The 16,023-nt window shown below is 69.5% G+C and carries 17 protein-coding genes; 13 read left to right on the top strand and 4 right to left on the bottom strand.

The genetic code is table 11. The features are described 5' to 3' along the window. Nucleotides 1-7: 7 nt before the first annotated feature. Both pyrF and ACFYRH_RS38095 read left to right on the top strand, forming a co-directional pair. Complete coding sequence (gene pyrF / locus ACFYRH_RS38100) at nucleotides 8-844, top strand: orotidine-5'-phosphate decarboxylase (RefSeq protein ID WP_387785555.1); 837 nt, start codon at nucleotides 8-10, stop codon at nucleotides 842-844. Between the two features lie 112 nt (nucleotides 845-956). Next, nucleotides 957-1,913 carry a DUF4037 domain-containing protein gene (locus ACFYRH_RS38095; RefSeq protein ID WP_387785184.1) on the top strand — a complete coding sequence of 319 codons (957 nt, stop codon included), beginning with the start codon at nucleotides 957-959 and terminating at the stop codon, nucleotides 1,911-1,913. Here ACFYRH_RS38095 and ACFYRH_RS38090 read toward each other — a convergent pair. Further along, nucleotides 1,886-2,749, bottom strand: coding sequence for a LysR family transcriptional regulator (locus ACFYRH_RS38090; protein WP_387785183.1), 864 nt, complete (start codon nucleotides 2,747-2,749; stop codon nucleotides 1,886-1,888). The two genes, ACFYRH_RS38095 and ACFYRH_RS38090, sit on opposite strands and share 28 nt — an antisense overlap. Nucleotides 2,750-2,818: 69 nt before the next feature. On the opposite strand from ACFYRH_RS38090, the gene ACFYRH_RS38085 reads away from it, so the two are divergent. Both ACFYRH_RS38085 and ACFYRH_RS38080 read left to right on the top strand, forming a co-directional pair. Further along, complete coding sequence (locus ACFYRH_RS38085; RefSeq protein ID WP_387785182.1) at nucleotides 2,819-3,784, top strand: DMT family transporter; 966 nt, start codon at nucleotides 2,819-2,821, stop codon at nucleotides 3,782-3,784. An 8-nt stretch (nucleotides 3,785-3,792) separates the two neighbouring features. After that, entirely contained in the window at nucleotides 3,793-4,173 is a 381-nt protein-coding gene (locus ACFYRH_RS38080; RefSeq protein WP_387785181.1) for a hypothetical protein, read from the top strand. Between the two features lie 40 nt (nucleotides 4,174-4,213). Here the strand turns inward: ACFYRH_RS38080 and ACFYRH_RS38075 are convergent, their stop codons facing one another. Next, nucleotides 4,214-4,465, bottom strand: a complete 252-nt coding sequence (locus tag ACFYRH_RS38075) for a hypothetical protein (RefSeq protein ID WP_387785180.1) — start codon at nucleotides 4,463-4,465, stop codon at nucleotides 4,214-4,216. Beyond that, complete coding sequence (locus ACFYRH_RS38070; RefSeq protein WP_387785178.1) at nucleotides 4,401-5,228, bottom strand: hypothetical protein; 828 nt, start codon at nucleotides 5,226-5,228, stop codon at nucleotides 4,401-4,403. The genes ACFYRH_RS38075 and ACFYRH_RS38070 overlap by 65 nt, the downstream gene beginning before the upstream one ends. Before the next feature lie 236 nt (nucleotides 5,229-5,464). Here ACFYRH_RS38070 and ACFYRH_RS38065 point away from each other — a divergent pair, with 236 nt between their 5' ends. The 9 genes from ACFYRH_RS38065 (at nucleotide 5,465) to ACFYRH_RS38025 (ending at nucleotide 15,013) form a co-directional block, all read left to right on the top strand. Beyond that, nucleotides 5,465-5,839, top strand: a complete 375-nt coding sequence (locus ACFYRH_RS38065; protein ID WP_387785177.1) for a hypothetical protein — start codon at nucleotides 5,465-5,467, stop codon at nucleotides 5,837-5,839. A gap of 116 nt (nucleotides 5,840-5,955) precedes the next feature. Further along, nucleotides 5,956-6,270: an integration host factor, actinobacterial type gene (gene mihF / locus ACFYRH_RS38060; protein WP_387785175.1), complete on the top strand. Its 315-nt coding sequence runs from the start codon at nucleotides 5,956-5,958 to the stop codon at nucleotides 6,268-6,270. 64 nt (nucleotides 6,271-6,334) lie between these two features. Next, the gene (gene gmk / locus ACFYRH_RS38055; protein WP_387785174.1) at nucleotides 6,335-6,928 is read left to right on the top strand and encodes a guanylate kinase; all 594 of its coding nucleotides are present in this window, start codon (nucleotides 6,335-6,337) and stop codon (nucleotides 6,926-6,928) included. Between the two features lie 2 nt (nucleotides 6,929-6,930). Then, the gene (gene rpoZ / locus ACFYRH_RS38050) at nucleotides 6,931-7,233 is read left to right on the top strand and encodes a DNA-directed RNA polymerase subunit omega (protein ID WP_355478349.1); all 303 of its coding nucleotides are present in this window, start codon (nucleotides 6,931-6,933) and stop codon (nucleotides 7,231-7,233) included. Between the two features lie 35 nt (nucleotides 7,234-7,268). Further along, nucleotides 7,269-8,561 carry a bifunctional phosphopantothenoylcysteine decarboxylase/phosphopantothenate--cysteine ligase CoaBC gene (coaBC, locus tag ACFYRH_RS38045; RefSeq protein WP_387785172.1) on the top strand — a complete coding sequence of 431 codons (1,293 nt, stop codon included), beginning with the start codon at nucleotides 7,269-7,271 and terminating at the stop codon, nucleotides 8,559-8,561. 334 nt (nucleotides 8,562-8,895) lie between these two features. Further along, nucleotides 8,896-9,822, top strand: coding sequence for a type IV toxin-antitoxin system AbiEi family antitoxin domain-containing protein (locus ACFYRH_RS38040; RefSeq protein WP_387785170.1), 927 nt, complete (start codon nucleotides 8,896-8,898; stop codon nucleotides 9,820-9,822). A gap of 550 nt (nucleotides 9,823-10,372) precedes the next feature. Next, complete coding sequence (locus ACFYRH_RS38035) at nucleotides 10,373-11,485, top strand: winged helix DNA-binding domain-containing protein (protein WP_387785169.1); 1,113 nt, start codon at nucleotides 10,373-10,375, stop codon at nucleotides 11,483-11,485. Between the two features lie 189 nt (nucleotides 11,486-11,674). Beyond that, nucleotides 11,675-12,868, top strand: a complete 1,194-nt coding sequence (metK, locus tag ACFYRH_RS38030; RefSeq protein ID WP_387785168.1) for a methionine adenosyltransferase — start codon at nucleotides 11,675-11,677, stop codon at nucleotides 12,866-12,868. 111 nt (nucleotides 12,869-12,979) lie between these two features. Next, nucleotides 12,980-15,013 carry a primosomal protein N' gene (locus ACFYRH_RS38025; RefSeq protein ID WP_387785166.1) on the top strand — a complete coding sequence of 678 codons (2,034 nt, stop codon included), beginning with the start codon at nucleotides 12,980-12,982 and terminating at the stop codon, nucleotides 15,011-15,013. On the opposite strand, the gene ACFYRH_RS38020 is transcribed toward ACFYRH_RS38025, so the two are convergent. After that, entirely contained in the window at nucleotides 15,014-16,003 is a 990-nt protein-coding gene (locus tag ACFYRH_RS38020; protein ID WP_387785165.1) for an ArsR/SmtB family transcription factor, read from the bottom strand. Nucleotides 16,004-16,023 lie beyond the last annotated feature (20 nt).

The following is a 16,023-nucleotide window of genomic DNA, read 5'->3' as shown; positions in this document are numbered from 1 at the left end:
GAGCGACATGCGGAACAAACCGTTCGGCGCCCGCCTGCGCGCCGCCATGGACACCCGTGGTCCGCTGTGTGTCGGCATCGACCCGCACGCGCACCTGCTGGACGCCTGGGGCCTGCCGGACACCCCGGAAGGGCTGGCGTCGTTCACGTACGGCGTCGTCGACGCGCTCGCCGACCGGGTCGCGGTGTTCAAGCCGCAGTCCGCGTTCTTCGAGCGCTTCGGGTCGGCGGGGATCGCCGTTCTCGAGCAGGCCACGATCCGGCTGCGGGAGGCCGGTGCGCTGGTGATCATCGACGCCAAGCGCGGTGACATCGGTACCACGATGGCCGGCTACGCGTCGGCGTACCTCTCGGAGAAGGGGCCGCTGGCGTGTGACGCGCTGACGGTCAGCCCGTACCTCGGATTCGGCTCGCTGCAGCCGGCCATCGACGAGGCCCGCGAGTCCGGTGCCGGCCTGTTCGTGCTGGCCCTCACCTCGAACCCCGAGGGCCCGCAGTTCCAGTCCGCGCGGACGGCGGACGGCTCGACCGTCGGAGGTGCCGTGCTGGACGGTCTGCGCGAGCTGAACGCGGACGCCGACGGGCTCGGCTCGTTCGGTGCGGTGGTTGGTGCGACCATCAATCCGACCACGGAGAACCTCGATATCAACGGCCCCCTGCTCGCGCCCGGGCTGGGTGCGCAGGGCGGGACCGCCGAGGGCCTGAAGAAGGTGTTCGGGTCCGCCGTACGCAACGTCGTCGCGGCGAGCTCGCGGGAGATCCTCGGCGCCGGCCCGACCGCGACCGCCCTGCAGGATGCGGCCGACCGCGCGAACACGGCGTACCGGACGGCGCTCGGCTACTGAAAAACGCCGGAAAAACCGGTAGAATATGAATCAGCAAATCCCGCGAGCCATTTTCGCGGGATTTGCTGATTTCTCTTGAATTACCGCCTGCCGGCGTGCGATCTTCCTGCGTATGTCGGTTCTGCGCAGGTGCGAGCGTTTCTACACAGAAGTCCTGCGGCCGCAAGTGGACGGGCCGTACAGCGCGGCGCTGCTGGGCCGCGGCTCGGAAGTCCTCGGGTACGACGACGCGATGTCGACCGACCACAACTGCGAGTCCCGCGCGTTATTGTTCGTCCCTGAGGGTGCGGAGATCCAGCCCGAGATTCCGGAGACCTTCGAGGGTTTCCCGGCGTTGGTCGAGATCCACACGCTGCGCGGCTATTTCCGCGACCAACTGGTGATCGACATCGATCTGCCGTTGACGCCGCGGGATTGGTTGACGTTTCCCGAGTCGATTCTGGGCCAACTCACCGCAGGCGCTGTTTTCCACGACGACCTCGGGTTGGCGGCGGTGCGTGACCGGCTCGCGTATTACCCGGACGACGTCTGGCGTTATCTGATGATCACCGCCTGGTGGTGCGTCCATCCGGAGATGAACCTGGTCGGCCGTTCCGGATCGGTGGGGGACGAACTCGGGTCGGCGTTGATCGGCGCTCAGCTGGTCCAGGATCTGATGCGGTTGTGCTTCCTGATCGAGCGCCGGTACGCGCCGTACCGCAAGTGGTTCGGTACGGCGTTCGGTCGGCTGTCCTGTGGGCCGGCGATGACGCCGGTGCTGCGCGAGGTCTTGCGGGCGGAGACGTGGCAGCGGCGCGAGGAAGCGCTGATGGCGGCGTACCGCGCGGTCGGGGAGCTGCACAATCGGCTCGGCGTCACGGCTCCCGTCGAGATGAGCGTGGAGCAGATGTGCGGCCGGCCGTTCAAGGTCCTGTGGGGAGACTTCCTGGGCGCCCTCGACGCCGGGATCAAGGACCCCGAGGTACGACGCCTTGCCGAACGCTGGCCGGTCGGCGGGATCGAGCAGATCCGGAACGTGTTGTGGAAACCGTCGGATCGGCGTCACCTGGTCGAGCTGCTGGACTCCTGATAGAGCTTCCTCAGCAGGCCGACCGCCGCCTCGGTCGCCGGGTGGGGATCTTCCCGATTCCAGATCAGGTGTACGTCGACCGGCGGCGCATCCCGCACCGGACGATAGGTCACCCCGTCCCGGCGGTACTGCGTCGTGGTCGCCTGCGGGGTCATCCCGACGCATCGACCCGAGGCGATGGCCGCCAGCCAGTCGTCGACGTCCTGGGTGTACTCCAGCGCCGGTCGGGCGTCCTCCGGCCAGAGATCGGCCGTGGTGCTGCCGGTACGGCGATCGATGACGAGGGTGCGGTCGCGGAGCTGGTCGAGGGTCACCGACCGCTTGCGCGTCAACGGGTCGTCGGCCGGCAGAGCGCAGTACCGCTGCTCCTGGGTGAGGAGCACGTGGGCGAAGCGGCGCAGGTCGAGGTGGCTGCGGACGACCGCGAGGTCGCAGAGGCCCTCCGCGAGGCCGCCGGTCGTGGTGTTGGTGCGGATCAGCTGGAGCTCGACGCCGGGGTGGTTGGCGGCCCACCGGCGCTGGAACTCGCGCGTGTGGCTGCCGAACGCCGACCACGCGTGTCCGACCCGAAGGCGGGTGTGACCACTGGTCGCCTCGGCGACCAACTCGTCGAGCTCGGCGAGGATGTGGCGCGCGCGAGCGAGCACCCGCACGCCGGCGGTGGTCGGCGTCAGGGAACGGCTCGTGCGATGCAGGAGCCGTACGCCGAGCTCGCGCTCCAGGGCGAGGAGGTTCCGCGACACCGCGGCCTGCGAAATACCCAGCTCGATGGCCGCGTCGGTGAACGTGCCGGAGTCCACGATCTCGACGAGACATCGCAGCTGCCGGATATCCATGACTCCAGCGTATAGATTCGCGACGCGATGCATTTTGCGCATCTCACCCGGGGACCGACTCTCGTCAGCGTGAGGCGAAATCGGTTGGTCGGTGTGGCGATGATGCTCGGGAGTGGACTCTCGACGCAGATCGGTGCGTCCGTGGCGGCGCTGGCGTTCCCGGTGATCGGTCCGGCAGGTGTGGTGGCGATCCGGCAATGGGTGGCGGCGATCGTGCTGCTCGCGGTCGGCCGGCCGCGGTTGCGGTCGATCACGGCCCGGCAGTGGCGGCCAGTGGTGGGTCTGGCGGCGGTGTTCGCGGTGATGAACCTGTCGCTGTACACGGCCATCGACCGGGTCGGGCTCGGGCTCGGCGTGACGCTGGAGTTCCTCGGTCCACTGGCCGTCGCGTTGCTCGGGTCGCGGCGAGTACTCGACCTGGTGTGTGCGCTGGTCGCGGCGCCGGCGGTGCTGCTGCTGATGCGGCCGCAGGCGACGACGGACTACCTCGGGATCGGGCTGGGACTGCTGGCCGCGATGTGCTGGGCGTTCTACATCCTGCTGAACCGTGTCGTCGGGAGAGAGTTGCCGGGCGCAACGGGTTCGGCCGTGGCCGCCGGGCTGTCCGGGCTCGCGTACGTGCCGATCGGTGCCGTCGTGCTCTGGCATCATCCGCCGACGGCCGCCGCGGCGTCGTACGCGCTGGTGGCCGGGGTGATGTCGTCCGCGGTGCCGTTTCTCGTTGACCTGTTGACGTTGCGCAGGGTTCCCGCGCAGTTCTTCGGGGTGTTCATGAGCGTGAACCCGGTGCTGGCGGCAATGGTCGGGCTGGTGGTGCTGCACCAGCGGCCGGCGGTCCTCGACTGGGTGGCGATCCTGGTGATCGTCGCGGCGAACGCGGTGGCGGTCTCGTTCGGGCGCGACGCGGCAGATCACAACCCGGTTCCAGTCACGCCGTGCGATGTTCTTCACGGCGTGCCGGAGCTCGCGATGACCCCGGCGTTCGGAAAGGTGTCCGCGGACGGGGAGCAACGGTCTTCCCGCGCGACACAGTAAGGAACACGATGCGGAAGCTCGCAGCCCTCGCGGCCGTTGTGACGATGAGTGTTGGCACCCTGACGGCCTGCTCGGGCGGCAACTACTGCGACAACCTCAAGGGCTACGTCGACTCGGCGAAGGGCGTCGACATCAAGGACTCCGACCAGGTCGGCAAGATGCTGGACTCGATGAAGAAGGTGTCGAAGTCCGCGCCGGACGACCTGAAGGACGACTGGAAGGTCGTCATCGACTACGCGGAGAAGGCCCAGGACGCCAAGGGCGACACGAACAAGCTGCTGGAACTCGCGAAGTCTGACGGCCCCAAGATCCAGACCTCGATGGAGGCCATCACCAAGCAGGCCAAGGACACTTGCAAGATGGACCTCCCGGGCGCCGGCAACAACTGATCCGGGCAGTGGGACGGCGCGGCGCGCCGTCCCACTGCGATCACGGAGTGTAGATCGAAGCGCGCAAGTCGGATGAGGTCAGTCCGGCGTCGATGAAGATCATCCCGGTCGTCTCGTCGGGGTCGTACTTCCGGTCACCGTCCTTGTCCTCCCAAGTGGCGCCGGACAGAGTCCCGCGGGCGTCGACGGTCCCGGTGCTGGTCGTTCGGTAGACCGGTCCGCCGGAGTCACCGGGCCGGACCGCCTTCGCGTCGGTGTAAATCCACGAGTTGTACAGCGGTGCGCCGTGCATCAGGATCGTCCCGCTGCCGCCTCCGGACGTCCTTCCGTAGAACGCGATGGCCTGCCCCTCCGCGTTGACGGTGGCGGTGGTAACGATCCGCTCTTCGACCGCGCCGGCAGACAGCCGAACCCAGATGCTCGCATTGAACGACGTACCTGGGTACGGCGTTCATGAGCGTGACGTCAAGCGTCCCGGTCCCGTCCTGACTGCGCTTTCCGAGCCATCTGCCGTTGTTGGACCAGTCGTTGTACGGGTCGGACGAGGTCGGCGCGACGCAATGCTTCGCCGTACTCCCGAGCACTGCGCCGCCCCAGGTCCGCCAGGTGAAGCCTTCCGTGCAGCCCGAGGAACTGCTACCGCTGTTCCAGCCATCGATCCAGTTCCCACCGGTCCAGCCCCCTCTGTCGTCGGCAGGCGACCCAGCCATGTCGGCGACACCGCCAAGGCTGACGGTCACGAACGGTTTGAAGGCGGCAGGTACACGGTCGTAGATCTCGTTGACGTGATCGCTGACAAGGACCACCAGGCTGTGATCGCCCGGATGGATGAACGTAATGTCCCCGGCGTAGTCGCCCGCCCAGGTCGAAGTCGTTCGCGACAGTTGGCGGACCTTGTCCGCAGCGGTCGGGATGTCGAACGAATGCCTCGCGATCGCGTTCCGGCGGATCGGCTCCGGACTTTTCGCGTCGGCGTCCGTCACGCCGACCACGCCCATTGCCGTCGACAGCGTTGCCAAGACGCCGGCCAGAGTTGCTGTGCGCAGACGTGTCACCGGTCACCACCCCTTTGCCTCACGGATCGGGCGCTGGCCGGATGCGTTCGCCCTGATGGTCGAAGTGGTTCAGGGGCCGGTTCCGGTGGGCAAGCGGTTGCTCACAGATTGCACCTTGCTGCAGATGCCGGTCCTGTTCGCATCCGGTGGACGGCGGAACGTATTCGTTTCGGATGGTTTGGTGACTCCCGGTAGCGTCGGCCGGACACGACCTCCCGACCCCCGAGGATGAAGCCGTGAAGCGTTCTCTCGCCCTTGTCGCCACCCTGGCCGCCGGAGCCGGTGTCCTGACCGCCTGCACCGACGAGCAGGCCTACTGTGTGGACCTCGCCAAGTACGCCGCCAAGGCGGTCGACGTCGACCCGCAGAAGCCGGTCGACTACGTGAAGATCCTGGACGACGCGAAGAAGCTCCAGCAGTCCGCGCCGACGGATGTGAAGGACGACTGGGGTGTCGTCGCCGGCTTCGCGGAGAAGGCGAAGCAGGCCGGTTCGGACCGGGTCGAGCTGGCGAAGCTGAGCAAGGAGACGGGCGCGGTGATGACGGCGTACAAGAACATCTCCAGCCAGGCGAAGGACAGCTGCAAGGTCGACCTCCCGGCGCTGAACTGATCAACTGATCGTTCCAAACGCAGGCTTGCCGCGCGACTCCCTGCACCGCGACCCGGCCGAGGGCTGTACCCGTGTTAGGTTCCCATGCGAAGCCATACAACGGGACAGGTGAAACGGTGCCACTTCCTACTTTGACCCCAGAGCAGCGTGCGGCAGCTCTGGACAAGGCCGCGGCGGCGCGGCGTGAACGAGCCGAGATCAAGAACCGGATCCGGCATTCGGGAGCGTCTCCGACGGAGGTGCTCCACGAGGGGCAGACCAACGAGGTCATCGGCAAGATGCGGGTCAGCCAGCTGCTGCAGTGCATCCCGGGCGTCGGCAAGGTCCGCGCCCAGCAGATCATGGAGCGGGCGGGGATCTCGGAGACGCGGCGGGTGCGCGGCCTCGGCTCGAACCAGATCGCCGCGCTCGAGCGCGAATTCGCTGAGTGAAGCTGAGTGATCCAGGGTGAGCCAGACCGAAATGCTGCCCGGTTCGTTGGACACTGGTGTGACCATGACCACGCACCCAGGTGAGACCCCGGCCCGGCTGACCGTGCTGGCCGGGCCGACGGCGGTGGGCAAGGGGACCGTCGCGGCGGACATCCGCGAGCGGTTCCCGGATGTCTGGATCTCGGTCTCGGCGACTACCCGCAAGCCCCGGCCGAACGAGGTGCACGGCGTGCACTACCTGTTCGTGTCCGACGCCGAGTTCGACCGGATGATCGCCGACGGCGAGCTGCTCGAGTGGGCGGTGGTGCACAAGGCGGCCCGCTACGGCACGCCGAAGCAGCCGGTGCTCGACAAGCTCGCCGCGGGCCGGCCGGCACTGCTGGAGATCGACCTGCAGGGCGCCCGCCAGGTCCGCGACACGATGCCGGAGGCCCAGTTCGTGTTCCTGGCCCCGCCGAGCTGGGACGAGCTGGTACGCCGCCTGGTGGGTCGCGGGACCGAGACGCAGGAGGAGCGCGAGCGCCGGCTCGAGACCGCGGTGCTGGAGCTCGCGGCCGAGAAGGAGTTCGACGTCACGATCGTGAACGCCTCGGTTCGGGAGGCCGCCGATCAGTTGGTAAAGTTGATTCGATCACCCTCCATCTCTGGAAAGAGCTGAACTTGTCTGGCAACCAGCCCGTCGCCATCGGCATCACCTCTCCGCCGATCGACGACCTGCTCACCCACACCGACTCCAAGTACAAGCTGGTGCTGTACTCGGCCAAGCGGGCGCGGCAGATCAACGCCTACTACTCGCAGCTCGGCGAGGGCCTGCTGGAGTACGTCGGACCGCTGGTCGAGACGCACGTCCAGGAGAAGCCGCTGTCGATCGCGATGCGCGAGATCAACGACGGCGTGCTGACCTGTACCGACATCGACCCCGAGGCCGAGGCGGAAGCCGCGGCAGCGGAGAAGTCCGAGTAAGACCCAGCTGACGACCGGGAACGGAGTCGACGCAGATGTCCGCAACCGGTGAGACCCCCGGTGTCCCCAGCGACCCGGGGGCTGTCGTCGTGCCCAAGCACAAGCCGAACGTCGTCCTCGGGGTCGGCGGCGGCATCGCGGCGTACAAGGTCTGTGACCTGCTGCGGCGGCTGACCGAGTCGGGGCACAGCGTGCGGGTGGTGCCGACCGCGGCCGCGCTGGAGTTCGTCGGCGCCGCAACCTGGGCCGCGCTGTCCGGGCAGCCGGTGACGGCCGACCCGTTCGACAACGTCGAAGAGGTGCGGCACGTCCGGATCGGCAAGGCCGCCGAGCTGGTCGTCGTCGCGCCCGCGACCGCGAACCTGATCGCCAAGGCGGCCCACGGGCTGGCCGACGACCTGCTGACGAACACCCTGCTGACCGCGCGCTGCCCGATCCTGTTCGCGGCCGCGATGCACACCGAGATGTGGGAACACCCGGCCACCCAGGCGAACGTGGCGACGCTGCGTTCCCGCGGCATCACCGTCCTGGAGCCGGCCGTCGGGCGGCTGACCGGCGCCGACACGGGCCGTGGCCGGCTGCCGGAGCCGTCGGAGATCTTCGCGATCAGCCAGTTGATGCTCGCCGACGAGGCGGCCCGCGCGGCCGGCCAGGCGGTCGCCGACCTGACCGGCAAGCAGGTCCTGATCAGCGCCGGCGGCACCCGTGAGCATCTCGATCCGGTGCGGTACCTCGGCAACTCGTCGTCCGGCAAGCAGGGCTACGCGCTGGCCCGGATCGCCGCCGCCCGCGGCGCCAAGGTCACGCTGGTGGCGGCCAACTCCGAGCTGCCCGATCCGGCCGGCGTCCAGGTCGTCCCGGTGACCAGCACCCGCGATCTGTACGACGAGATCACCGGGCGCGCGGGCGACGCGGACGCGATCGTGATGGCGGCGGCCCCGGCCGACTTCCGCCCCGCCGACGTGGCCGAGCACAAGATCAAGAAGACCGCCGACGGCTCGGTGCCCGCGGTGAACCTGGTGCAGAACCCGGACATCCTGCAGACCGTCTCGCACGACCGCGCCCGCGCGGGCCAGGTGATCGTCGGCTTCGCCGCGGAGACCGGCGACGCCGATCACACGGTCCTCGAGCTCGGCCGCGCCAAGCTCGAACGCAAGGGCTGCGACCTGCTCGTCGTCAACGACGTCTCCGGCGGCAAGGTCTTCGGCAGCGACGTCAACGAGGCCGTCATCCTCGACCGCTCCGGCACCGCCCTCCCGGTCCCCTCCGGCAGCAAAGACGCCCTCGCCGGCGTCATCTGGAACCTGGTCGCCACCCACTGGCCCTGACCCGCCCCGCCCCGCGCAATCCCGGCCTCTCCTCGCGCAATCCCGGCCTCTCCCCGCGCAATCCCGGCCTCTCCCCGCGCAATCCCGGCCCCGCGCAATCCCGGCCCCGCCCCGCGCAACCCCGCTCCGCCCCGCGCGCGCAACCCCGCCCCGCACAACGGGCCATTTGAGGGGTGAACCTGTGGTCTGGTCCGTTCCTGCCTTGTGTGCGGTGGGCCAACCGGCACTTTCACAGGTGAACCTCTGAAACGGTTTTTCCACAGGCGGGACGGTTGGGGCTCCGGGGAGGGCTTGGGGCGGGGATGCTGTTGGGGTGAATTCGAAGCTCAGACTGGTGGCGGAGCGACAGCGCGGTGTGTTCGGCCGGCACCAGGCACTCGCAAGCGGCTACACCCCGAAGCAGATTCGCTTACGGCTCACGGACGGCCGGTGGGTCCGCATCCGGCACGGGCAGTACGCCGAGCGGCTTGACCTGTCCGCACTCGAGCCGTGGATCCGCGCACGGGAGGAACATCTGCGGATGGTTCATGCGGTGGTGAACTCACGGCGCAGCAGCAGAATCGCGATCAGTCATCAATCCGCGCTCGCGCTCCACGGATTGCCACTCTGGGACCTCGACCTGCGACGGGTCCACGTCACTCCACTGGACGGGACGACGAGCGGGACGATCGCGGGCGTCAATCATCATGCCGGCGACCTGGCCGACGCGGACCTCACGACAGTTGAAGGTCTGGCGGTCACGACTGTCGCTCGCGCGGTGTTCGAAACCGCGTGTACGACGTCCTTCGAGGCGGCCGTCGTGGCCTTCGACGCTGCGCTCCGCGATCATCCGATCCGCGCGGACGAGGTACGCCGGCTGTTCGACGTCACGCAGTACTGGCCCGGAAGCGCGACGGCGCGGGCTGCCTTGAACTTCAGCGACGCACGCTCGGAGTCGGTCGGGGAGTCTCGCCTTCGGGTCCTGATGGCGGACCTTGGCCTGCCTGCTCCTGAGCTGCAGGTCGTGTTCCGCGACGGTCGGGGGATCGTCGCCCGGGTCGACTTCTTCTTCCGCGAGTTCAACACGGTGGTGGAGTTCGACGGTCAGTTGAAGTACGCGGATGCGCCGAGCGAGGTAGTGATGCGGGAGAAGATCCGTGAGGATCGGCTGCGCGCGCTGGCTCTCCAGGTCGTCCGCGCCTACTGGACGGACTTCAACAACCCCGAGCGGCTCCTGACCGACATCCACGCCGCTTTCTCCCGCTCCCGCCACGCCGCCTGATCCGCGCGAGACCGCCTGATCCGCGCGAGACCGCCTGATCCGCGCGAGGCCGGCTGATCCGCGCCGCGGTTAACCCCTCGGCTTGTCCGTTCCCCCTCCGCTTTCTCCCGCTCCCGCCACGCCGCCCGATCCGCGCGAGGCCGGCTGATCCGCGCCGCGGTTAACCCCTCGGCTTGTCCGTTCCCCCTCCGCTTTCTCCCGCTCCCGCCACGCCGCCCGATCCGCGCGAGGCCGGCTGATCCGCGCCGGGGTTAACCCCTCGGCTTGTCCGTTCCCCCTCCGCATACCCGAGGGAAACGGGCACCTGGAAGGGTTCACCCATCAAATGCACGATGGGCGTGGGTGGGGTGGGCCGGGCGCGGGCGCGGGTGGGGCGGGGTGCGCCGGGCGCGGGCGGGGCGGGGGTGCGCCGGGCGCGGGGCGTGGGTGGGGTGGGCGTGGGGTTGCGCGGGGCGCGGGTGGGGTGGGCGTGGAGTGGGGGAAGAGGCCGGTGGAAGAGGCCGGTGGAAGAGGTCGGGGGGTGGCCGCTTCTGGGGTTAGCGTCGTGGGGGTGGAGATCACCTGGGGGGCCGTGGTTGCTCGGCGGATGCGGCGGCATTGGCTGGTGGAGCCTGCTGGTACGGCGGTGGACGTCGTCCGGGCGATGTGTGGGGCGCATGCGCAGATCGCGGCGGCGGGGGAGGCCTCGGTGGCGTTGCGGGTGGACGGGGCGACGCGGGCGACCGTCCAGCAGGACGAGGGGCTCGTGAAGACGTTCGGGCCGCGCGGGACCGTGCATCTGCTGCCGCTGGAGGACCTGCCGATGTGGACCGGCGCGTTGTCCGCCCTTCCGCCGGCGTCGCAGCAGCCGGTGCCGATCCGGATGACAGCCGACGAGATCGACCAGGTGATCGTCGCGATCGGCGAGGCGCTCGCGCACGAGGACCTGACCGTCGACGAGCTGTCCGAGGAAGTCGTACGCCGGACCGGGCCGTGGGCGCACGCACCGACGCTGCCCGCGTTCCAGGGCGAGTGGTCGCGCTGGCGGCAGGCGATCTCGGTCGCCGCGAACGCCGGCGTGCTCTGTCACGGGCCGATGCGCGGGCGGCTCACGACGTACTCGAACCCGCATCGGCTAAGGCCGTTCGACCCGATGCCCGCCGAGAAGGCGCTCACCGAACTCCTGCACCGCTACCTCTACTCCTACGGTCCCGCGACACCGCAGCAGTTCGCTCGCTGGCTCAAGACGACCCCGGCACAGGTCAAGCCGTACTTCGACGACCTGCCGCAGGTCGTCCTCAACGGCGAGATCGCGTACGTCGCGCCCGGCGACAACGACTTCCCGGATGAACGCGCGAGCGGCGTCCGCTTGCTGCCGTACTTCGACGCGTACGGCGTCGGCAGCTATCCACGCGAACTGCTGTTCCCCGGTCGCGCGTTCGAGCGCGCGACCGCCCGTGGCCAGGCCGGCAACTACCCGCTGCTGCTCGTCGACGGTGTCGTCGCCGGGGTTTGGCACCAGAAGAAGTCCGGCCGGACTGTGCGGGTCACGGTCGAGGCGCTGACCCCGCTCGACCGGCGCCGGCGCGCGCTCCTGGACGTCGAGGTGGACCGCTTGGCAGCGATCCTCGGCGGTACGCCGTCGCTCACACTCGGCGACGTGGCCGTCGGCCCACACGCGTGAAATCGGGCGGATTGTCCAGAATGTGGAGAAGGGTCTCGTATTCCGGATGATTTCGGAGCGTCGCCGGGACCTCGCGGGAAACTGCTGGCATACTTCCCAAGATGCATCGCCAACCGCCGGTGCATGGGGGGATCGCGCGGCCGTGTCAACGCTCAGCCGGGCGGCACGAGAGGAATCCGAGGGAGAACTGTGGCGAGGCGCCTTTTCACGTCCGAGTCCGTGACCGAAGGTCACCCGGACAAGATCGCTGACCAGATCAGCGACTCCATCCTCGACGCGTTGCTGGCCGAGGACCCGAAGAGCCGGGTCGCGGTCGAGACCCTGATCACCACGGGTCTGGTCGTCGTCGCGGGTGAGGTCACCACGACGGCGTACGTCGATATCCCGGGGATCGTGCGGTCGCGCATCCTCGAGATCGGCTACGACTCGTCGCTGAAGGGCTTCGACGGTGCGTCCTGTGGGGTGCAGGTCGCCATCGGGAGCCAGTCGGCGGACATCGCACAGGGTGTCGACACGGCGTACGAGACGCGCTCGGCCGCGTCCCAGGACGCTCTGGACCTGCAGGGGGCGGGAGACCAGGGCCTGATGTTCGGCTACGCGTCGAACGAGACGCCGGAGCTGATGCCGCTGCCGATCACGATCGCGCACCGGCTGTCCGAGCGGCTCGCCGAGGTGCGCAAGAACGGCACCCTGGCGTACCTGCGGCCGGACGGCAAGACCCAGGTCACGGTCGAGTACGACGGTGACAAGGCGGTCCGGATCGACACGGTGGTGGTGTCCAGCCAGCACGCGGCGGACATCAGCCTGGACTCGATGCTGACGCCGGACATCAAGAAGCATGTCGTCGACCCGGTGCTCGAGCAGTTCGACATCGATTCGACCGACTACAAGCTGCTGGTGAACCCGACCGGCCGGTTCGAGATCGGCGGCCCGATGGGCGACGCCGGGCTGACCGGGCGGAAGATCATCATCGACACGTACGGCGGGATGGCGCGGCACGGTGGTGGCGCGTTCTCCGGCAAGGACCCGTCCAAGGTGGACCGGTCGGCGGCGTACGCGATGCGCTGGGTGGCGAAGAACATCGTCGCCGCCGGCCTCGCGGACCGGGTCGAGTGCCAGGTCGCGTACGCGATCGGCAAGGCCGCGCCGGTCGGCTTCTACGTCGACACGTTCGGCACCGAGAAGGTCGAGGTCGGCAAGATCGCCGACGCCGTCCGCGAGGTCTTCGACCTGCGCCCGGCCGCGATCATCCGCGACCTCGAGCTGCTCCGGCCGATCTACGCCCAGACCGCCAAGAACGGCCACTTCGGCCGCACCGGCGAAGACTTCACCTGGGAGCGCACCGACCGCGTCGAGGCCCTCAAGGCCGCGGTCAACAAGTAAGTCCCGCACGGCCCTGCTGCTCCGGCGGCCGGGCCGCTGCACGTCCTGAGTTGTCCACAGGCCGGCGCCGGCTTCCGCCGTCCTGTCCTCGCGGCCGACTAGAGTTTCCCGGTGACATCGAACGGAGACGCGCCGGAGCAGCTGACGCTGTTGCGGGACACCGTTCGCAGGTCGCGGACGAAAGAACCGGCCGAGATCACCGCGACCTTGCCGGTGGCGCGGATCGCGGTGGATGTCTCGCTGCCGCATCTGGATCGGCCGTTCGACTATCTCGTGCCCGAGGACATGGCCACGGCGGCGCAGCCCGGTGCCCGGGTGAAGGTCCGCTTCGCCGGTAAGGATCTCGACGGGTTCGTGCTGGAGCGGCTCGACGAGTCCGACCACGACGGCAAGCTCGTCCGGATCCGCAAGGTCGTCTCCCCGGAGCGCGTGCTGACCCCGGAGGTCGCGGACCTCTGCCGAGCGGTCGCGGATCGGTACGCCGGAGTCCTCGCGGACGTCACCCGGTTGGCGGTGCCGCCACGCCACGCGAAGGTCGAGGCCGAGCCGCTGCGCTGCGATCAGCCGCCGCGCCCGCCGGTGTCGACGTCACGTTCGGAGTGGACGCCGTACCCGGCCGGCTTCCTGGATGCGGTCGAGCGCGGTGAAGCGCCACGCGCCGTCTGGACCGCCGTGCCCGGTGCCGACTGGGCGCTCGCCTTCGCTCAGGCCGCGGCGGTGTGCGCGGCGTCCGGGCGGGGCGCGCTGTTGCTGGCACCGGACGCGCGGGACCTCGAGCGGCTCGCGGCGGCCTGCACCGAAGTACTGGGCGAATCCGGCTTCGTCACGCTGTCGGCGGATCTCGGCCCGACGGCGCGGTACCGGTCGTTCCTGGCCGCGCTGCGAGGCTGCGCGCGGGTCGTGATCGGGACGCGGGCGGCCGCGTTCGCGCCGGTCTCCGATCTCGGGCTGGTCGCGATCTGGGACGACGGCGACGAGTCGTACGCCGAGCCGCGCGCGCCGTACCCGCATGCGCGCGAGGTCCTGCTGCTGCGGGCGTTCCGGCAGAAGTGCGCGGCGTTGCTCGGCGGGTTCGCGCGGTCCGCGGAGGCGGCGGCGCTGATCGAGTCCGGGTTCGCGCACGAGCTGATCGCGGACCGGTCGGTGATCCGCGCGGCGGCGCCGGCGGTGCACATCGCGGGGGAGTCGGACATCGACCTGGCGCGCGATCCGAGCGCGCGGGCGGCGCGGTTGCCGCACCGGGCCTTCGAGATCGCGCGGGACGGGCTGCGCTCGGGGCCGGTGCTCGTCCAGGTGCCGCGGGCCGGTTATCTGCCGAGTCTGGTGTGCCAGACGTGCCGGGCGCCGTCGCGATGCGCGACGTGCGGTGGGACGTTGCGCCGTACCGGGGGATCGGGGCCGGCGAGTTGCAGTGTCTGCGGGCGCCCGGCGGCCGATCACCGGTGCCCGGAGTGTGGTGACACCCGGATGCGCGCGGCGGTCATCGGAGCACGTCGTACGGCGGAGGAGTTGGGGCGCGCGTTCCCGGGAGTCGTGGTGCGGACGTCGGGTGGCGACAACATGCTCGACGCCGTGTCGGACGCGCCGGCGCTGATCGTCAGTACCCCCGGCGCGGAGCCCGTCGCCGCGGATGGTTACAGCGCCGCGCTGCTCCTCGACACGTGGCTGATGCTCGCCCGCCCCGACCTCCGCGCCCCCGAGGAAGCGGTACGCCGGTGGTTCAACGCGGCCGCACTGGTCAAGCCGGCCCGTGAGGGCGGCACCGTGATCCTCGTCGGCGACCCGTCCGCGCTTCCGCTGCAGGCGATCGTCCGGTGGAGTCCCGAGGGGTACGCGACGCGTGAGATCGAGGAACGCCGTACCGCTCGGCTGGCGCCCGCGGCGAAGCTTGCGGAGCTGACCGGCCCGAGTGAGTCCGTCAACGACCTCATCGCCCGCTTGCGCGACCTGATGCCTCCATCCACCGGTCTGGAGGTCCTCGGCCCGGTCGATGTCGACGACGAGTCCGTCCGTGCGGTCGTCCGCACCCCGCGCGCCCACGGCACCACCCTGGTCCGTTCTCTCAAAGAGGCCCAGTCGGCACGCGCCACCAAGAAGAATCCCGGCACGGTCCGCACCCAGATCGATCCGCCGAGCTTCGGCTGATCAAGCGGAAGCGGTGAGGGGAGTTGCCGCGGTCAGCAACTGATGGCCCAGAGACGTGCGGTGGTAGAGAACAGCTCGGCCGTCGCGCCGGGAGTCGACGATGCCGGCGTTGCGCAGGATGCTCAGGTGAACGCTGAGGGTCGGGGCCGAGACGCCTAGCTGGTTGGCCAGGTGCGTAGTGGACATCGGCAGGTCCAGGTGGCTGACGATCGCGGCTCGGGTGCGACCGACGAGGTCCGCGAGCGGGGAGTCCGTGGTGTCCTGGCGGTCCTCCCACAACCGGCCGAGGCCGCGTGGCGGGTAGGTGATCGTCGGTACGTGCGGGGCTCCCGTCACCGCCAGTCCGGCGGGCCAGGTGAAGACGCACGGCACCAGCAGCACGCCCTGCCCGGCCATCGGCTCGCCGTCACAGCAGAACGGACGGTCGATCTCGATCCGGTCGCTGCTGTAGCGGATCGACGGGTGCAGGTTGCGGAACAGCCGCTCGATCCCACCGCTGGCGAGCTCCTCCATCCGGAACGCGAGGTCCTCCTGCAGCAGCGACCGCATCCGCCGCCAGTCGGGGTCGATCGCACGCCGCCAGTACGACTCGAGCGCCGACGTGATCCGCTCCAGGGCCTTCGCCGGGTGCGCGATCAGTTCGGGCAGCACCGGGTGCGGGGTATCGGTGTGCAGCTTCCCGAGCTCGTCGACCACGAGCTCGTGCGGCGTCGCGGCGATCGCGGCGAGACCCGACTCCAGGCTCGTCGAGCGCCGCGGCGGCGCCGGGGTCAGGAAGTCGGGGATGTACCCGGACGACGGAATGAGGGCCCTGAGCAACGTCAGGTCGTCGCCCTCGATGGTCGGCCGGACCTTCTGCAGCCACGGCCCGTGCACGCTGCGCGCGGTGTTGTTGCTCAGCGCCCGCACGCTGGTCACCGCCTCCCAGACCGGTGACAGCGCGAACCGGATCCGCCCGACGTCGCCGGCGCTCAGCCTGATCGTGATCACCGGACCAGATTAGTCCTGAC

Source organism: Kribbella sp. NPDC004875 (genome assembly GCF_042873375.1).
Lineage (GTDB): Bacteria > Actinomycetota > Actinomycetes > Propionibacteriales > Kribbellaceae > Kribbella.
The sequence above is the reverse complement of the archived record's forward strand: the minus strand, read 5'-3'. Positions and strand labels throughout refer to the sequence as shown.

Bases quoted from the DNA above. Each gene is read 5' to 3' on its own strand.
- pyrF (WP_387785555.1), top strand. From the start codon at position 8: ATGCGGAACAAACCGTTCGGCGCCCGCCTGCGCGCCGCCATGGACACC.
- ACFYRH_RS38095 (WP_387785184.1), top strand. From the start codon at position 957: ATGTCGGTTCTGCGCAGGTGCGAGCGTTTCTACACAGAAGTCCTGCGG.
- ACFYRH_RS38090 (WP_387785183.1), bottom strand. From the start codon at position 2,749: ATGGATATCCGGCAGCTGCGATGTCTCGTCGAGATCGTGGACTCCGGC.
- ACFYRH_RS38080 (WP_387785181.1), top strand. From the start codon at position 3,793: ATGCGGAAGCTCGCAGCCCTCGCGGCCGTTGTGACGATGAGTGTTGGC.
- ACFYRH_RS38075 (WP_387785180.1), bottom strand. From the start codon at position 4,465: ATGCACGGCGCACCGCTGTACAACTCGTGGATTTACACCGACGCGAAG.
- gmk (WP_387785174.1), top strand. From the start codon at position 6,335: ATGACCACGCACCCAGGTGAGACCCCGGCCCGGCTGACCGTGCTGGCC.
- coaBC (WP_387785172.1), top strand. From the start codon at position 7,269: ATGTCCGCAACCGGTGAGACCCCCGGTGTCCCCAGCGACCCGGGGGCT.